The 15,678-nt window shown below is 65.3% G+C and carries 15 protein-coding genes; 9 read left to right on the top strand and 6 right to left on the bottom strand.

The genetic code is table 11. The features are described 5' to 3' along the window. Window positions 1-45: 45 nt before the first annotated feature. Window positions 46-999 carry a hypothetical protein gene (locus CH286_RS01590; protein WP_032405049.1) on the bottom strand — a complete coding sequence of 318 codons (954 nt, stop codon included), beginning with the start codon at window positions 997-999 and terminating at the stop codon, window positions 46-48. Between the two features lie 211 nt (window positions 1,000-1,210). Here CH286_RS01590 and CH286_RS01585 point away from each other — a divergent pair, with 211 nt between their 5' ends. Both CH286_RS01585 and CH286_RS01580 read left to right on the top strand, forming a co-directional pair. Beyond that, window positions 1,211-1,603, top strand: a complete 393-nt coding sequence (locus tag CH286_RS01585; RefSeq protein WP_032404748.1) for an OsmC family protein — start codon at window positions 1,211-1,213, stop codon at window positions 1,601-1,603. Between the two features lie 34 nt (window positions 1,604-1,637). Then, entirely contained in the window at window positions 1,638-2,474 is an 837-nt protein-coding gene (locus CH286_RS01580; protein WP_052077845.1) for a YihY/virulence factor BrkB family protein, read from the top strand. On the opposite strand, the gene CH286_RS01575 is transcribed toward CH286_RS01580, so the two are convergent. The 4 genes from CH286_RS01575 to CH286_RS01560 form a co-directional block, all read right to left on the bottom strand. After that, the gene (locus tag CH286_RS01575; protein WP_141215768.1) at window positions 2,422-3,135 is read right to left on the bottom strand and encodes a CDP-alcohol phosphatidyltransferase family protein; all 714 of its coding nucleotides are present in this window, start codon (window positions 3,133-3,135) and stop codon (window positions 2,422-2,424) included. The genes CH286_RS01580 and CH286_RS01575 overlap by 53 nt on opposite strands. 101 nt (window positions 3,136-3,236) lie before the next feature. Beyond that, on the bottom strand, window positions 3,237-3,467 hold the full coding sequence (locus CH286_RS01570; protein ID WP_141215767.1) for a hypothetical protein: 231 nt from the start codon (window positions 3,465-3,467) through the stop codon (window positions 3,237-3,239). 98 nt (window positions 3,468-3,565) lie between these two features. Next, complete coding sequence (locus CH286_RS28045) at window positions 3,566-5,887, bottom strand: glycosyltransferase (RefSeq protein ID WP_255182534.1); 2,322 nt, start codon at window positions 5,885-5,887, stop codon at window positions 3,566-3,568. Beyond that, window positions 5,884-6,870, bottom strand: coding sequence for a WcbI family polysaccharide biosynthesis putative acetyltransferase (locus CH286_RS01560; protein ID WP_094608144.1), 987 nt, complete (start codon window positions 6,868-6,870; stop codon window positions 5,884-5,886). Before CH286_RS01560 ends, CH286_RS28045 begins: the two co-directional genes overlap by 4 nt. Before the next feature lie 129 nt (window positions 6,871-6,999). Between CH286_RS01560 and CH286_RS01555 the strand changes: the two genes are divergently transcribed. Genes CH286_RS01555 through CH286_RS01535 form a run of 5 tightly spaced genes read left to right on the top strand, consistent with a single transcriptional unit; the run spans window position 7,000 to window position 12,069 of the window. After that, window positions 7,000-8,079, top strand: coding sequence for a glycosyltransferase (locus CH286_RS01555; protein WP_094608143.1), 1,080 nt, complete (start codon window positions 7,000-7,002; stop codon window positions 8,077-8,079). Further along, the gene (locus CH286_RS01550; RefSeq protein ID WP_037149603.1) at window positions 8,076-9,185 is read left to right on the top strand and encodes a glycosyltransferase; all 1,110 of its coding nucleotides are present in this window, start codon (window positions 8,076-8,078) and stop codon (window positions 9,183-9,185) included. The genes CH286_RS01555 and CH286_RS01550 overlap by 4 nt, the downstream gene beginning before the upstream one ends. Continuing rightward, on the top strand, window positions 9,182-10,186 hold the full coding sequence (locus tag CH286_RS01545; protein WP_094608142.1) for a glycosyltransferase: 1,005 nt from the start codon (window positions 9,182-9,184) through the stop codon (window positions 10,184-10,186). The genes CH286_RS01550 and CH286_RS01545 overlap by 4 nt, the downstream gene beginning before the upstream one ends. Further along, window positions 10,183-11,013, top strand: a complete 831-nt coding sequence (locus CH286_RS01540; protein ID WP_094608141.1) for a glycosyltransferase family 2 protein — start codon at window positions 10,183-10,185, stop codon at window positions 11,011-11,013. The genes CH286_RS01545 and CH286_RS01540 overlap by 4 nt, the downstream gene beginning before the upstream one ends. Before the next feature lie 33 nt (window positions 11,014-11,046). Then, complete coding sequence (locus tag CH286_RS01535; protein ID WP_094608140.1) at window positions 11,047-12,069, top strand: LLM class flavin-dependent oxidoreductase; 1,023 nt, start codon at window positions 11,047-11,049, stop codon at window positions 12,067-12,069. Window positions 12,070-12,123: 54 nt separating this feature from the next. Here the strand turns inward: CH286_RS01535 and CH286_RS01530 are convergent, their stop codons facing one another. Beyond that, complete coding sequence (locus tag CH286_RS01530) at window positions 12,124-13,308, bottom strand: esterase/lipase family protein (RefSeq protein WP_032404755.1); 1,185 nt, start codon at window positions 13,306-13,308, stop codon at window positions 12,124-12,126. A 355-nt stretch (window positions 13,309-13,663) separates the two neighbouring features. Between CH286_RS01530 and CH286_RS01525 the strand changes: the two genes are divergently transcribed. Both CH286_RS01525 and CH286_RS01520 read left to right on the top strand, forming a co-directional pair. Next, window positions 13,664-14,920: a PucR family transcriptional regulator gene (locus CH286_RS01525; protein ID WP_141215766.1), complete on the top strand. Its 1,257-nt coding sequence runs from the start codon at window positions 13,664-13,666 to the stop codon at window positions 14,918-14,920. Then, the gene (locus CH286_RS01520) at window positions 14,917-15,645 is read left to right on the top strand and encodes an EAL domain-containing protein (protein WP_230592602.1); all 729 of its coding nucleotides are present in this window, start codon (window positions 14,917-14,919) and stop codon (window positions 15,643-15,645) included. The genes CH286_RS01525 and CH286_RS01520 overlap by 4 nt, the downstream gene beginning before the upstream one ends. Window positions 15,646-15,678: the final 33 nt, after the last annotated feature.

Here is a 15,678-nt window from a genome sequence, read left to right as displayed (position 1 = left end):
ATGCGGCCCGGAAAATCACGGGCCGCATCGGTATTCGCAGAAGGATCAGTCGACTGAGATGACGTCCTTGGCGATTGCTGCCACGCGCGTCTGTCCTGCGGACACGACTCCGTGGCGGTTCTTGTGTGCCTCTTCGTACGTCACGACGGTGCGAACGTCGGTCGGGTTGCTGAGGTCTTTGATGGCGGCGACGGCGTCCGAGACGTTGAGATCGTCGTAGTCCGCGATCGGCAGCTCGTCGGCGTCGAGGGTTCCGCTGGCCGAGCGAGCAGTGTGGATCGCGTCGGCGACAGCATCGACGCCTTCGCTGCGGGTCACGTCCTCGGCAGCCTCGAGTGCTGCGTCGCGGCTCGCGGTGAGTGTCTTGACGGCGACGTCACCGGCATGTGCACCGCGGCCCAGCAGTGCGCTGAGGCGGTCCGGGGTGGCGCGAGCTGCATCCAGTGCGCGGTCGAGGCCTCGTGCCGACCAGGTTGCCGGTGCGTTGACGATCTTGACCGCGGTACCTGCGGCGGCCTGGAACGGGGTCCGGCGCAGTGCTGCGGGTCCGCCGAGAGCGTCCTCGGCAAGTACCGTCTCGAGCCACTCGACCGTGGCGGTGTGAGCGGTGGCCAGCCTGGTGGCCAGTGCAACCACGGACGGCTCGTTGGCAGCCGTTGCCAGTGCCTTGATGTACTTCGCTCGGCCCAGCAGCTGCTGTTCGAGTGCGAGATCGCCCAGCAGTGCTTCGTCGAACGGCTGAGCCTGTTCGGCGACTGCCTTGACGGCAGCGAGTGTGCGTCCCAGGAACGGTGACACGAGATCGGGCAAGCCGCCTAGACCACGAAGGGCTTCCTCGATGGCTGCGGCGCGATCCCGGCCGTTCGCGGCATTCTGGGTCAGTTCTCGACGAACCGCCTCGGTGCGCGCCTGAACGACGCGAGTTTCCGCGATCTGGATTTCCGTGTTCGTCAGCTGCAGCGCGACGCGCAACTGGGCGATCAGCGTGGATGTGCTCATGGTGCTCCCCTTTCGGTTGGTGATCGATTTCCTGTGGCCGATGCCTGCGGGTCGCAGCGTGATGCTCGGCCCTGTACCGGTCATTACCCGTGGGTAGGTTCGGTCAAACAGGAGTCGCGGATGTGTGAACAGGGACACGTGCGGACGGATGCGCGGGATGATCGCGACGTACGCCGGTTTCGATCGAGCATCGAGTGGACATCCGTGATCGATGAACACCGAGCTCTACACAGCAACCGTTTCCGCCACCGCGACCGGAGTCACGTCCGACGACGGTGTCCTGTCACTCGGTGTGCGCGAACCCCAACAACTCGGTGGTCCCGGGGAACGCACGAACCCCGAGCAACTGATGGCTGCGGCCCTGTCGAGTTGCCTGGTCGAATCGTTGCGCATCGCCCTCGGAACAGTGGGCGGCAGTGTCGACGACCTGGCTGTCAAAGGCAAGGTCGTTCTGACCGACTCCGACGCATCCGGGTACGACGCAAAGTTCTCTCTGGCGGTGTCGCTGCCGGGCACGGACAATCCCGAGGCGATCCTGGCGCAGGCGACGTCGATCTGCCCGTTTCTCAAGGTGATCGACGGAGTGGACGTAGTCCTCGAATGACGCCGCGTCGGCATTCTGTGGCACATTTCCAGCCGTGACGACAATTCGTACGCGGGCGACTCGAAGCCTCGGCGCCATCAGAGCAGGGTTCGCACGTGAGGACACCACTCTGATTGCAGGTGGACTCACGTTCTACGCCGTCATCGCCGTTGTGCCGCTGCTACTGCTCGCGATTCGCGCCACAGCTCTGCTGGTATCGGCGGAGTGGGTACGGTCCGGGTTCGATGCGGTGTCGGCATTGCTGCCCGACGCGCTCGGTGCCCGGGCTGCGGTCGACGGATTGGCTACCGCCGGCATCGAACTCGGTCCGCTCGGGGTCCTGATCTCGATCTTTCCCGCGACGTTCTACGGGGAAGGCCTACGCCGGGCGATCGTGCGGTTCGCTCCGACTCGAGAATCGTTCACCGGTTGGCGTGGTCGACTGGCGATGGTGCCGTTCTTCGCCGCAGCGCCGGTGCTGCTGGCCGGCGTGCTGAGCGTTGCGCGGCTGCTCGAGGCAACGACCGGTGACGGCGGGATCGGTGCTATGACGCTGCGCGTGTTCCTCGGGTTCAATTGTCTGTGGCTGATTCTGTCGGTTCCCCTTGCGTGGACCTACCGAGTGATTGCTCCGCGGGCGGTGGGTTGGCGGGCGTTGGCCGTGGGATCGTTGGTCACCTCGTCCATCGTCACCGGGTTCGTGCACGGTTTCATTCTGTTTCTGGCGATTCCGGTGGATCTCGGCGCGCCGTTCGGCGGCCTCACCGCGATCGGTGGGGGCGTGGCAATCATGCTGTGGATGTTCGTGTTCCACATATTGGCGCTCGCAGGCTGGCTGGTCACCGCGGAGTTCGATCTGCCCGGTGATGCAGCCCGAACATCAACTGGGTGAAGCCGAGGACGGCCAGTGTGCACGTCACGGAAATACCGATTGTCGCCGATGTACCGGCACTCGCCGGAGCGGCACCGGCAACGGTGGCCGTGACCGCGGCAGCGATCACTCGGGAAGGACGCTCCCATACCGTCAGAAATCCGACGTCGGGTATACCGGCACCGACTGCCCGGGCCCGGGCCATCTCGTGGAGGAGTGTCGTCACCCCGACCGCGACGACGAGAGGCATCGGGGCTCCCAGCGCCAAGCCGCTCGCAAGCAGCAAAAGATCGCTGCAGCGATCTGCGACCGTGTCGAGGAGATAACCCCACTGTGATTGGGATCGACCGATCATCGCGACGCCGCCGTCGATACTGTCGAGCAGGCCCGAGAAAGCAATGAGCACAGCGGCGAGCAGGGGGGCCGAGGTGCCTGGCCGAGACAGAGCGACCGCCGCCCCTGCCACGACGACGGCGGTGCAGGTGACGGCATGGGCGGACACGGAGGCACGAACCAGCGGGGCGCTCAGCGTGTAGACCACTCGGAGCCACCATCTGACCAACACCGACGAAGACGGATCGATGCCGTTGTGCAGCGTCGACCACGTCGACAGGTATTCGTCGCGAGTCGCCGGACGAACCGGGGAATCCCGCTGACTGGACACACTGCGCTGACTGACCATCGACGATCCTTGCTCGGCACCCGATACGAGGGACCCGACGAGCATCCGAACTGGAGGGTGTACGTCGAGACTTCCATCCCGAGTACCCGTCGCCGGCGTTCTCAATCGGTGTCGGAGTTGCTCTCTCGTCTGCGGGCCTTCAACCGAGAAACCTTGACGCCCGCGGCGACGAGCACGATCAGCCATCCCGAGATCAGCACCCCGCCACCGACAAACGCCGCGCGGCGCAACGGGTGGGTGTCGGCATAGACGTACCCGACTGTGCCCCATAGCAATGCAACGAAGGCGATGATCGCCATCATGCAGATCATCGAATACAGCGTTCTGTTCATCTTCATCCGACCTTGCTCTTCACTTCGTCCCGACGAGCCTCGACTCGTACTTTCCATCGACCTTCTCTGAATCGTTCGCTCCGACACGGCATTACCTGTCACCAGGCCAGGTTCGGCTGCCGCTCGCCGATCGACAATCCGAATTCGACACCTGTGCGGTGCGTGCGGCCGAACAACGCGTCGGCCACGTCCTCCGGTGTGCGCCCCAAGGCCGCTGCCCACCGCGCCGCACGTGCATTCGACCGCGAAGTGCTGAATTCGACCACTCCCGTACCCCCGACGTCCACTGTCATCCGATCGGCCCCGGTGGCGAGCAGTCGACGCAGAGCCTGATCGCCGAACAGCACCTGGCCGCGCACCTGCACAACGGCGTGGCTGCGGCCGGTACCGCTCGGTTGCCCCTGCTTCACCCGCGGATCGACGTCCCCCCACGGCCTTCGCAATTCGGCTGCGTCGGTGCCGTGAATCCACACGACGCAATCTCGTTCGCGCAGAACGGATCCGACGGTGTTCAGCAGCGACGCCGAGGTGTGTCCTGCGGAATCCACGACCACGACGATCTCGGGCACGGCGTAGAGCAGACCGTGGGTGCGCGCCGCCGGGTCGGTGATCCGCGAGGCCAACATCATGGCCTCCAGGTTCTTACGTTCGCGGTCTCCGCCCGTCCGCTCGGCCCATTCCGGCCCGTCGTGCCAGGCGACTGCGCGCGGCAGGTGTACGAGGACGGCTCCGGCATCGTAGGCGCGGTGCGCGAAGTCCCAGTCCTCGCCGCCGTATCCGACGATGCTCTCGTCGAATCCGCCGATCTCCGTGAAGAGGTCACGGCTGCACGACATGACGGCGCTGATGATGTACCGGTACGAGCGTCGATCGGCGTCGAGCAAGTCGCGTGAGTGCGCGTATCCGTCTCGGAGCCAGAGCGGTTCCGTCAACTCCGGCGGCCCGGCCGCTCGCCCCCCGAACCACTCCGCTACATCCTGTGCGGCCCAACCTGCCAGATCGGCGTGGCGTCGCCGCCCCACGGCGAGGGCGTCGGGCAGGGCCGCGAGCAGCTGGGTCGATTCCGCGATGTACCCGGGCTCGGGAACGGTGTCCGCGTCGAGAAAACACAGAATCTCACCGTGGGCGACCGACGCGCCGAGATTGCGAGCCGCTGCCGCACGAAACCCGAGATCGGCCTGTCGTACGACGGTGATATCGAGCGCGGAACGAAAGGCATCGACGTCGGGCGCTACGGGGGACCCGTCGTCGGCCACGATCACCTGGATGCGAGAGGCCGGATACGTCTGTGCGGTGAGCGCGGTCAGAACCAACTCCAACCGGCGTTGTTGCTCGAAGTACGGGATCATCACCGACACCGACGGGTTCCGGTCGACGGGTGGCACCAGGTCCCACCGATTGCCCGGTACCACCCAGCGGTCATCGGGCAGCTCCTGCGCATCCAGCGCGCTCTGTTCGCGAAACAGTGCGGAGTACAGCGTCGCTGCCTGGTGGAGTGTCGGATAGGGAACTACGCCGGGTTGCTGCCAGGTCTTTTCGGGATGATCCAGCGCCTCGATCATGGCGGCAGCGAGGCCGTCGACGGAGTTCTCGTGGATCCAGAGTGTCCCCGGAGAATTGGCCTCGATCTCCTCCACGTACCGACCGTGGGGGACCAGCGGCCTGCGGCCTGCCGCGATCCAGGAGTTGATGGAACCGGATGCCGACAGGTGCCGGTGGAACGCGACGGGTATCGCGATCGACCGAAGGAGTTCGTCGAGGTCGGCGTCGGGAACGAACCCGGTGGAGTCGAACGAACGGCCGAGTCGAGCAGCGGCACAGGCGAGTTCGTCGATCATGGTCTCGTGGCCCGGCGACGCAGATCCGATCGACAGCAGGTCGACAGCAGTGTCGAGAGATCTCATGGCCTGCAGTACTTCCTCGTGCCCCTTGCCCGGGTACACGAACCCCAGTACGCCGACGACGTTGCGCATGGCGTCGCGCGGTCCGGGTTCTGCTGTAGCACTGTGGATCGGTAGCGGAATGACGCGAGTGTCGATTCGGTCGTGCGCTACGTCGTCGAGCAGCAGCAGCTCGTGCATGCTGGAGACGACGACTGCAGACACGCAGTCCATCACCCGCCGATAGCATGTCGTTCGCGCTTCGAACGCGGTTCCATCCGAGGTCTGCGGGATGTCGTGCAGTGTGACGGTGATCGGAGCTCGGTGCCGCTCCACCGTGGAGAGGAACACGTCTGCGGCCTCACCCGCGGTTCGGCCGAACAGCCGGTCGGTGAAATGCACGTGTATCGGAATGTCGACGGGCAGATCTTCGAAGCTCGAGATCACCGGACTGGCTGTCGCAGAGGCCAGTTCGCGTGCGCAACGAGTTACTCCGTGCTCAGGAGGGCCGATGACCAGATGGTGCACTGGCTGGGTCACGGCACCAGCTCCAGGATGCGAATCAGTTCCGAGTGCCGCTGCAGCGCCGCACCGACGAATTCTGGATGAGCTGCATACCAACGCAGATGGGCACGGTGCACCGAACTGGGTGAATGCGGTGTGCCGTCTACCGTCCACTCGGGCCGTGGATCGCCGTCGAGACCGAGTGCGTCGAGTACTCGTCGCTCGACCGGTGCCCGGACGCCACCGAGCAATTCGCGGCCCGGATCCGCGGCGGTGCAGCCGGTGCCGAGCTGGTCCAGAATCCGCTGTGCCAGCGCAGTCAACACCAGATTGGTCGCATGATTGATCGTGTGGGTGGCAGCGCGCCCGGCATCGGCGAACAAATCGGCCGCGGCGATGTCGGTATCTCGCCTCTCGCGCCGACGTAACTCGTCGAGGCTCGACTCGGCTGCGTGTCGGAGACCGTCGTCCGAGACGGAGCGGTCCCAGTCGTCGTCTTCGCCGAGTCCGCTCTCAGCGGCAAGTATCGTGCGCAGGTCGTGGTACGGCACCAGGCTCGGAACGGCGGCAGGATCGCTCGGATGTCGAACGATCACCTGAAAGGGATGCAGCCCTGCATATCTGAGCACCGGCCACCGCACGACGGTGGCGTCGGGCGGCAGGCTCTCGGCAAGATCGGGTACTCCGAGCGGTAGCGAACGATAGCCGGCCCGAACCGGCTGTGTGAGAAGGACCGACGCCTGGCGCACGAGCCGGTCGACATAGGGCAAGTCCGAGGACTCGAGCTCGTGAACGGGTGGTACGCGCACCGTCCGCAGCGGCATGGCCGGATCGGAATCGAGGAGAATACGCAGTGCCTCGGCCTGACAATTTCCCCAGACCAGAAGGAGCGGCCGGTCGTCGTGTTCAGGGGCGTCACGGCCCTGTTGTCGTTCGGCTACTTCGTAGAATTCGCCGTAGTGGCGGGTGCGCCCGTCCATGCTTGCCCCGACGTCGTGTGCTCGTTCGTAGTGGACCATTTCCTCGTCAACGTAACCCCGGAAGACCTGCTGCGCCAACCCCGATTGAACCCGGGCGAAAGTGGGTACTGGACACGTGTCGCGTGTCGGGACCAGGCACGATTGCCCTGCCTGTACCCGAAGGATGTCATGATTCGTGTTGCCTCGGTTCCGTCCTCGCACGTCTACGTTCAGCACCTGCAGCCGGTGCTCGGCGACGGTGCGGTATCCACCCTCGAGTCCGTCACGTTGCTACCCGACCCTCCACCCGTCCGCGTGGATGTGCCCGGGCAGTGGTGGCCGCCGCGACTGCTCGATGCACAGTGGCTCGCTGAGCAGACCGACGTCCAGTTCGACGTTCTGCACGTGCATTTCGGGTTCGAGTCCTTCGGTCCCGAGGAGCTCGCTCGCACCGTCGAACATCTACGTGCCCACCGTCAGGCGTTGGTTCTGACCGTCCACGATCTGCACAATCCCCATGTCGCCGACAACACCGATCATCTGCGGCAGCTGGACGTCCTGGTTCGCGGGGCCGATGCGGTGATCACCCTGACCGAGGGCGCGGCCGCCTGGATCCACGACCGGTGGGGGGTGAGTGCGAGCGTGGTGGAGCATCCTCACGTGGTGCCGCTCGAGCGAATGAATCGCGCCCGCCCCCGGTCGGACTCGTTCGTCATCGGTGTCCACGCCAAGAACCTACGATCCAACATGGACCCGCTGGCGGTGATGGACGCGGTGATCGAGGCCGCGAGATCGCTGCCCGACGCGACGGTTCGGTTGGATATCGACCAGGATGTCTTCGAGTCCACGAGCCACTGGTACAGCCCAACGGTCGGCGCAAAGCTGTTGGATTACAACACGTTTCCCGACGTCGATGTTCGGGTGCACCAGCGGTTCGACGACGACGCGCTCTGGGACTATCTCACCGAGATCGACGTGTCGTTGCTGCCGTATCGATTCGGCACCCACTCGGGCTGGCTGGAGGCATGCCGCGATCTCGGGACGACCGTGGTCGCGTCGGACTGTGGCTTCTATGCAGACCAAGCCCCGGTGCACAGCTTCCGGATGGGAATCGACTCATTCGATGCGGCCGGCCTCGTTGCGGCCGTGCAAGCAGCGCACGACGATCGAACGCCCTCACTCGATCGCGACGTCCGAGCGAAGCAGAGACGAACGATCGCAGAAACCCACGCAGCAATCTATTCAGCAGTGACAAAGGAGATGCGTTGAACGAGAACCCACTTCGCATCGCGGTGCTGGCGTCATCGAGTTTTCCGGTGGCCCAGCCTTTCGCGGGCGGTCTGGAGGCACATGTCTACAACCTGGTGCGTGCGCTCACCGAGCGCGGGCACCGGGTGAGTTTGTTCGCAGCGGACGGCTCGAGCGTCGATCTGGACGCGACGCTGCTACCGGTCCGAACACTGGATCTGACGCCGATATCCATTGCCGACGTCGCGATCACTCCGACCGCGATTCGCGAACACCACGCCTATCTTGCGGTCATGATGGAGCTGGCAGGGACGTTGTCCGAGTCATTCGACATCGTGCACAACCACAGCCTGCACTACCTGCCGCTGGCCATGTCCTCGACGTTGTCGGTGCCGATGGTGACGACTCTGCACACACCGCCGTTCGCATGGTTGGAGTCGGCGGTGGCGCTGGCCCCTGCCGGGGCCAACACCTTTGCCGCGGTCAGTGAGTTCGCAGCCTCGCAATGGGCCGATGTCACTACCGGCACTGTCGTCATTCGTAACGGAATTTCGTTGGAGGAGTGGCCCTTCGGCAGTGGTGGCGATTACGTGGTGTGGTCCGGCCGGGTCGTTCCGGAGAAAGGACTGCACCTTGCCATCGCCGCTGCGAAGCAAGCAGGACGCGCGCTGCGCATCGCGGGTCCGCTGAGTAACCTCGACTACTTCCACGACGTCGTCGAACCGTTGCTCGACGAGGACATTCGCTACGTCGGGCACCTCGACCAGCCTGCGTTGGCGGCGTTGGTGGCCGGCGCCGAGGTCGCGTTGGTGTCGCCGGTGTGGTCCGAGCCGTACGGCCTGGTGGTGGCGGAAGCGCTGGCCTGCGGCACTCCCGTCGCAGCGTTTGCACGAGGCGGCATTCCGGAGATCGTCGACGCGTCGTCGGGAGTACTCGTACCGGCCGACGATGTTCAGGGCCTCGCCGCGGCGATCCCTCGGGCAGCTGCTCTGAAGAGAAGCGACGTCAGGGCACGCGCCGAAGCGGTGTGCTCGATGGATCGGATGGTCGACGAGTACGAGGCCCTGTACCGCTCGACGCTCCAGGCGGTCGCAGACCCGGTCGACGATCGGCTCGCGATCGCATGATCGGCTATTACGCGCACCATCACGGGGTCGGTCACGTCACCCGTGCCGACGCCATCGCACGCTCCATGTCGGAACCGATGACCGTTCTGTCCTCGAGGCCTCGACCTTCGGGGCATGCGGCGGCCGAGTGGCTCTCGCTACCCCTCGATGTGGACGAGTCCACAGACGTTGTGGCACAGGATGGTTCGGCGGGCGGAGTGCTGCACTGGGCACCGTACGACGTGGACGGTCTGACCGAGCGGATGGCGATCGTCGCGCAGTGGGTGGCGCGTGAGAAACCGTCGGCGGTAGTGGTGGACGTATCGGTGGAAGTGGCGATGTTCCTGCGTCTCATGGGAGTTCGGGTGATCGTCATGGCAATCCCGGGGGAGCGCACCGATCCGATCCATGGTCTGGCCTACCGGGCAGCGACACACATCCTCGCGCCGTGGTCACGCGAGGTCTACGACCCCGGTTGGCTGCTGCCGTACGCGGACAAGACGACGTTCTCGGGATCGATCAGTAGATTCGCCGGACGCGAGCGAACCTCGCGTTCGGGCGATCCGACGGTTGTGGTGTTGGGTGCGGCAGGCGGTACGTCGCTCACCCGCGATCTGGTGGACTCGTGGTCCGCGGTGGACGACCGGTTCGAGTTTCGCGCCCTCGGCGTCGCAGGCGGCGACTGGATCGACGACGTGTGGCCGGTGCTGTGTTCGGCCGCTCTCGTCGTCACACACGCCGGGCAGAACGCCGTCGCCGACGTCGCCGCGTCGGGTGCGCCCGCCGTCGTCGTGCCGCAGGTCCGGCCCTTCGGCGAGCAGTCGGCCACCGGACGGGCCCTGGCCGACGGATCGATCGCCGAGGTGCTCGACACATGGCCGTCCGTGGCCCGGTGGCATGCCGCAGCGGATCGCGCCCTCGATCTCGGGGGTGCTCGGTGGTCGGCACTGCGCACCGATGGTGCCCCTGAGAGAGCCGCCTGGGCCATCGAGCAGTCCGTTCCTCGACGGAGTCGGCAGTGAAGATCGCGGTCGTCACCGTGGTGGCCGGGCGACACGAGCACCTGGGCGCTCAGGTGCGCGGTCTGCGACTTTCCACCGCGGAACAGGTCGACCACATCGTCGTGTCCATGGGAGACGACGCAATTGCCGACGTACTCACCCGGACCGGTTCGGCCGCCACATGTATCGAGATTCCCGTGGAGGGCGCGCTACCGCTGGCCCGTGCGCGCAACCTCGGCGCTGCTGCTGCAGTCGACCGCGGCGCAGAGTTGTTGGTGTTCCTCGACGTCGACTGCATCCCGGGGCCAGGATTGTTGGAGCAATACCGTTGTGCGGCAGCCGCTCCGGGGAACGAACGATCCCTGCTGTGCGGTCCGGTGACCTACCTGAAACAACGCGACGTCGGTACCGAGGGCCCGGCTCTGGCGGCACTGACCGCGCCGCATCCGGCGCGCCCGAATCCGCCGGCCGGAACCGTCGCCCACGGGGACAACTTCGACCTCTTCTGGTCGCTGTCCTTCGCCGTCACCACGCAGACCTGGACCGAACTGGGTGGTTTCTGCGAGGACTACACCGGCTACGGCGGCGAGGATACCGATTTCGCTGCCACCGCGGTGGCGTCGGGGATGGGGTTGCGGTGGGTGGGCGGGGCGCATGCGTATCACCAGTGGCATCCGGTCTCCGATCCTCCGGTGGAGCATCTCGACGACATCGTTGCCAACGCGCGTAGGTTCTTCGATCGATGGGGTCGGTGGCCGATGGTCGGTTGGCTCGACGCGTTCGCGGCCCGCGGTCTTATCGAGTTCGGCGACTTCGGGATTCGGCGCACATCCGGTCACGTCGCCTAGGCTGGTCGAACATTCGGACCGAGGAGTAAGCCAGTGCCCCAGCCTTCTCAGCCGCTGCGCTCGCTCGGCTTCCTCACGATCGGGTTGTTCGACGAAGACGATCCCGCGCGAGGGCACGAATCGACGTTGAGCGTCATCGAACTCGGCGAGCGCCTGGGCTTCGACAGTGCGTGGCTTCGCCACCGACATCTGCAGTACGGAATTTCTTCACCGATTGCTGTGATGGCCGCGGCCTCGCAGCGCACCCACCGGATAGCGCTCGGTACGGCGGTGACCCCGTTGGGCTGGGAGAACCCGCTGCGCTTGGCCGAGGATCTCGCGACGGTCGACGTGCTCTCGGGAGGACGGATCAATCCCGGTGTCAGCGTCGGTCCACCGATGCAGTTCGAGCGCGTCAAGCACTCGCTCTATCCCGACACCGCGAACGACGAGGATTTCGGGTACGGACGGGTATCGAGGTTGCTCGGTTTCGTGGCCGGTGAGCCCGCGTCGAGCTGGTCGGGAACCGAGGGAATCGAGTCGTACTCCGATCGAGTGCAACCGCATTCGCCCGGTCTGCGTAGTCGGATGTGGTACGGCGGAGCAAGCCTTCGCTCGGCGAAGTGGGCCGGTGAGAACGAGATGAACCTTCTGGTGAGCAGCGTGGTGCGTGCCGAGGAGTCGACCCAGTTCGACGAGATTCAGCTCTCGCACATCCGCACGTTCCGGCAGTTCCACCCGGCAGGGCTCGATGCGAGGGTGTCGCAGGGACTGGTCGTGATTCCGACCGACAACGCCAGTGCCACTCAGGTCGCCAAGTACGAGGAGTATGCGCGGGCCCGATCGGCGCGCACGCACGAGCCGCAGGGCCCGGCGCGGATGATGTTCGCACCCGACCTCGTCGGTACCTCGGATCACATTGCCGAGCAGCTGTATGCCAACAAGTCGTTTCGTGAGGTGGACGAGGTGGCGTTCGCTCTGCCGTTCAGCTTCGACCACGAGGACTACGTACAGATCCTCACCGACATGGCACTCGAGCTGGGTCCGGCCCTGGGGTGGAGGCCGGCACAGCAATGAGGACGATCGACCGTACGGCCGATCGTCCTCATCGGTGAGTGCTGAGCGGGGTGACTATCCGCCGGTGATGGGGGAGTTGTACGCACACGGGATCGACTTCGTGGGGAAGCCCTTCGGATCCAGTGCGTTCTTCACAATTCCGATCGCGCGCTCCGAGACGGAGATCGACAGGTGGTCGGACAGGTCGATTCCGCAGCCGTCCTGCAGGGTGACGTTGTTGACCGTGGCACCGGGGCCTGCGGTGAGGAACGTCGTCTTGTAGGGGGTGACGACCTCGTCGTACTTGGTGCCGATCACGGTGTACTTGATACCAGGGTCGGTGTCACCGCCGACAGCCAGCGCCTTGACCAGCGGAGAGTCGATGACCTGGTCGGAGGCAGCGGGGCCGGCGATCGCACCGACGACGCCGAGCACGTTCAGACCCAGATTGTTGATGGTGCGACCGAGCGTGCCGATTCCGACCAGCGTGGTGCCGTGGTTCGAGCCGGCGACGCTGACGACGGTGTTCACCTTGTTCTTGGTGGGATCGGCCAGGTTGGCACCGCCCTCGAAGCGAAGGTACTGACGGGTGACGAGGCCACCCTGAGAGTGACCGACGATGTCGACCTGAGCGGAGCCGGTAGCGGCCCGAACTGCGTCGATGTAGGTCGCGATTTCCTTGGCGCTCGAAGCGACGGAGTCCGTGCCGCGCAGCGACTTGATGTGACCGATGGCGCTGGAGTCCGTGTCACCGTAGTTCAGGGCGAAGACGCAGTAGCCCTCCTTCTTCAGCGCAGGCGACATCCGAGCGAAGTTGTTGAACGCGTTCTCCCAGGTGCCGTGCAACAGGACAACCGGTCGCGGATGCGCTGCCGAAGGCTTGCAGTTCCAGTCGTTGGCCCCCTGCGGTGCCACGTCGGGATTGACGACGCTGTATAGGAAGCCGGCGAGGAAGTTGGTGAATACCGGTCCGTAGCCCTTCGTCTCGGTCTTCGGATCGTAGGTGCTGGTCGCAGGAAGAGCGGAGTCGAGACTCGGAGGAACGATGCCCTGGTCGGAGGCCTTGGGTGACGCTTCGGTCGGTGCGGGCGGGATGACGTCCTCGCCCTGCACGGTGGCGGGCGGAGCGGGAGCGGCGGGAGCGGCAAGTGCTGCCGAACCGGTACCGAGGGCAAGCGAGCACGCCATTGCCGCGATCATTGCAGCGCGCACAGTGGTGGCTTTCCGTGTTGCGCGGAAAGTGGACCGAGAAGTGGTCATGGAGCCTGACTTTCGACGAGGGTTGTTGGACAAGCCGGAACAGTAGGCGCGGATTTCGGTCGATTACGGCCTCCGGCCTGGCGTTTGGAATCTGCCCGTAACCGCTGCGTCATTTGTGAGATGACGTCACAAGTGACTTGGGCCACCTCGATTCAGGATGCGATGCCGGATATATTGGCCAAAACAATCCGTAGGTTTGATTATTGTTCTACGGTTCGTGTGTTCGCTTCTCCGTTCGGTAGTTCAGCGGGTGCAGTAGAGAGCGACGCACGGGGTCGATGCCGCAGCGGGTGGGTGCCGAGCCGATACGACAGACCAACCTGCTACGGGTTTCGAGTGCGAGGGGTGGAGTCGGGTGACCACGACAGAGAGCGTGCGCGTGCCACAGGAGGATTACGTGGGCGGGCGACGCGCATCCGATCGCTTGCGGACGCCGCGAGAGACGGCAGCCCGGATGTTGGATCAGGACATCGGGGAGCCGGAGGACACTCCACCGCCCCGGGACTGTGCTCGTGGTGAGCTCGACGACATGACGACCACCTGTTGCGAACTGGCAACGGGGGTCCTGGAATCAGGTCGTCTACCGATAGCGGGTGCGATGGACATCTTTCGTGATGCCGCAACCAGGTGGGCCCGCGACGGTGTCCCGCTCGGACGGATCCAGCACGCGATCAACGAGGGCTGCGCACTGGGTTTGCGCACTGCCCCACGCTCGATCGACGACAACGCCGATGCCCCGATGGTCGACGGCACCGTATTGATCATGGAGCTCCTCGACGCAGTCACCGAATCCGTCTCCGATGCCTACCTCGCGGAATTTCGCACACTGACGCAGAACGGTCCCCGCCACGACGCGGAACTGCTCGACGCGCTGCTGACCGGCGACGGGACGGCCCGCAAGATCGCCGATCGAATGGGCGCACTGCTCGCCGAGGACTATCACGTGGTGGCTCTGCACTTCCCGGCCCACGCCGACGATGGTGCCCGCAGGAGTGACGCAGGCATGATGGCAGCCCGCAAACTGCGCAGAATCCATGGTGCTCTGGCAACGCTGGACGCGGACTGTGCGCCGATCGCATCCGTCAGCGCTACCGGTGGAACCGTTCTGCTGCCCGATATTCCCGGTGTCGACGTCGACGAAGTGGTCGGTCGTTTCGCAGACGGCGGGCAGCTAGCCGTTACCGCGACCACTGCATCGGCAGCGATCGACGACATCGCTGCTACTGCACCGCATCTGTACGAGCTGCTGAGTCTCGTTCGTCGCCTGCGATACTCACCGGGAACGTATCGGATTGCGGATCTGGTCTTCGAGTATCAGGTGAGTAGGCCGGGTCTGGGCCGCAAGCACCTCGTGACGTTGATCGATCCGCTCCGCGATTCTGTCGACCTGTTGCCGACGCTGCAGGCCTTCGTCGAGTTGGACTCCAACCGAAAGAAGACGGCCACCTGGCTCACGGTGCACCCCAACACGGTCGACTACCGACTCAAGCGCGTAGAGCAGCTCACCGGACTGGATCCGATGAAGCCGTCGGGGCTGCGCCGACTGCACGCGGCTCTGATCGCCGACCGCCTCGAGGCACGCCGCGCTCCGGTGGACGAGCGAATATCGTGACCGTGTCGGACGGCGCGGTGCTGGCAGCATCGGCGGCGCTCGATTCGGTCGAGTCGGTGGCTGCGATGTTTCAGCCCGTCGTCGAACTGTCGACCGGGGCGGTCGTCGGCTACGAGGCGCTCGCCAGGTGGCCCTCTCCCAGCCTGGCCGTTCCCGAGGCCGTGTTCGCCCTCGCCCGCGAGCGCGGCATGGTGGGCCGTGTGGACGTCGCATGCCGGGCGGCCGCGTTGCGGGCGGCTCGTGAGCGCGCGTACTCACGCAGAGTGCGATTCTTCCTCAACATCGAGCCGGGCTGCTTCGTCGACGAACGGGATGTCGACATCCACCTCGATGCGATCGGCAACGATCTCGACGTAGTCCTCGAAATCACCGAGCGAGATCTCGATCGAAACGTACCGATGCTGATGGCGCTGGTTCGAGGTGCTCGCGCGCGCGGGATGTCGGTGGCGATGGACGACGTCGGTGCGACCCCGGCGACACTCGGTCTGCTGGCGTCGGTCGCGCCGGACATCGTCAAACTCGACGCGTCGATCGTCCGGTCGCCGTACCGATCGCGTACTGCGATGCGGCAGGTGCGAGATTACCTGCGCACGAGCGACGCAACTCTGCTGGCGGAAGGAATCGAGACTCGTCGGCATCTGCGTCGTGCCATGGCATTGGGCGCGACCCTGGGGCAGGGCTGGCTGTTCGGCCGGCCGATGCCGCTCCCGAATCCGCCGATCTGACGCCGTCGATCGCGCACAGACCGAGGACCCCGC

This window comes from Rhodococcus sp. WWJCD1 (assembly GCF_002258735.1).
In the GTDB taxonomy this organism is placed as follows: Bacteria; Actinomycetota; Actinomycetes; order Mycobacteriales; family Mycobacteriaceae; genus Rhodococcoides.
Note: the sequence above shows the minus strand (reverse complement) of the source record. Positions and strands in the feature narration are given on the sequence as shown.

What these genes read in the sequence shown, in the direction of transcription:
- CH286_RS01590 (WP_032405049.1), bottom strand. Translation starts at nt 999, where the DNA reads ATGAGCACATCCACGCTGATCGCCCAGTTGCGCGTCGCGCTGCAGCTG.
- CH286_RS01585 (WP_032404748.1), top strand. Translation starts at nt 1,211, where the DNA reads ATGAACACCGAGCTCTACACAGCAACCGTTTCCGCCACCGCGACCGGA.
- CH286_RS01575 (WP_141215768.1), bottom strand. Translation starts at nt 3,135, where the DNA reads ATGGTCAGTCAGCGCAGTGTGTCCAGTCAGCGGGATTCCCCGGTTCGT.
- CH286_RS01570 (WP_141215767.1), bottom strand. Translation starts at nt 3,467, where the DNA reads ATGAACAGAACGCTGTATTCGATGATCTGCATGATGGCGATCATCGCC.
- CH286_RS01560 (WP_094608144.1), bottom strand. Translation starts at nt 6,870, where the DNA reads ATGGTCCACTACGAACGAGCACACGACGTCGGGGCAAGCATGGACGGG.
- CH286_RS01555 (WP_094608143.1), top strand. Translation starts at nt 7,000, where the DNA reads ATGATTCGTGTTGCCTCGGTTCCGTCCTCGCACGTCTACGTTCAGCAC.
- CH286_RS01545 (WP_094608142.1), top strand. Translation starts at nt 9,182, where the DNA reads ATGATCGGCTATTACGCGCACCATCACGGGGTCGGTCACGTCACCCGT.
- CH286_RS01530 (WP_032404755.1), bottom strand. Translation starts at nt 13,308, where the DNA reads ATGACCACTTCTCGGTCCACTTTCCGCGCAACACGGAAAGCCACCACT.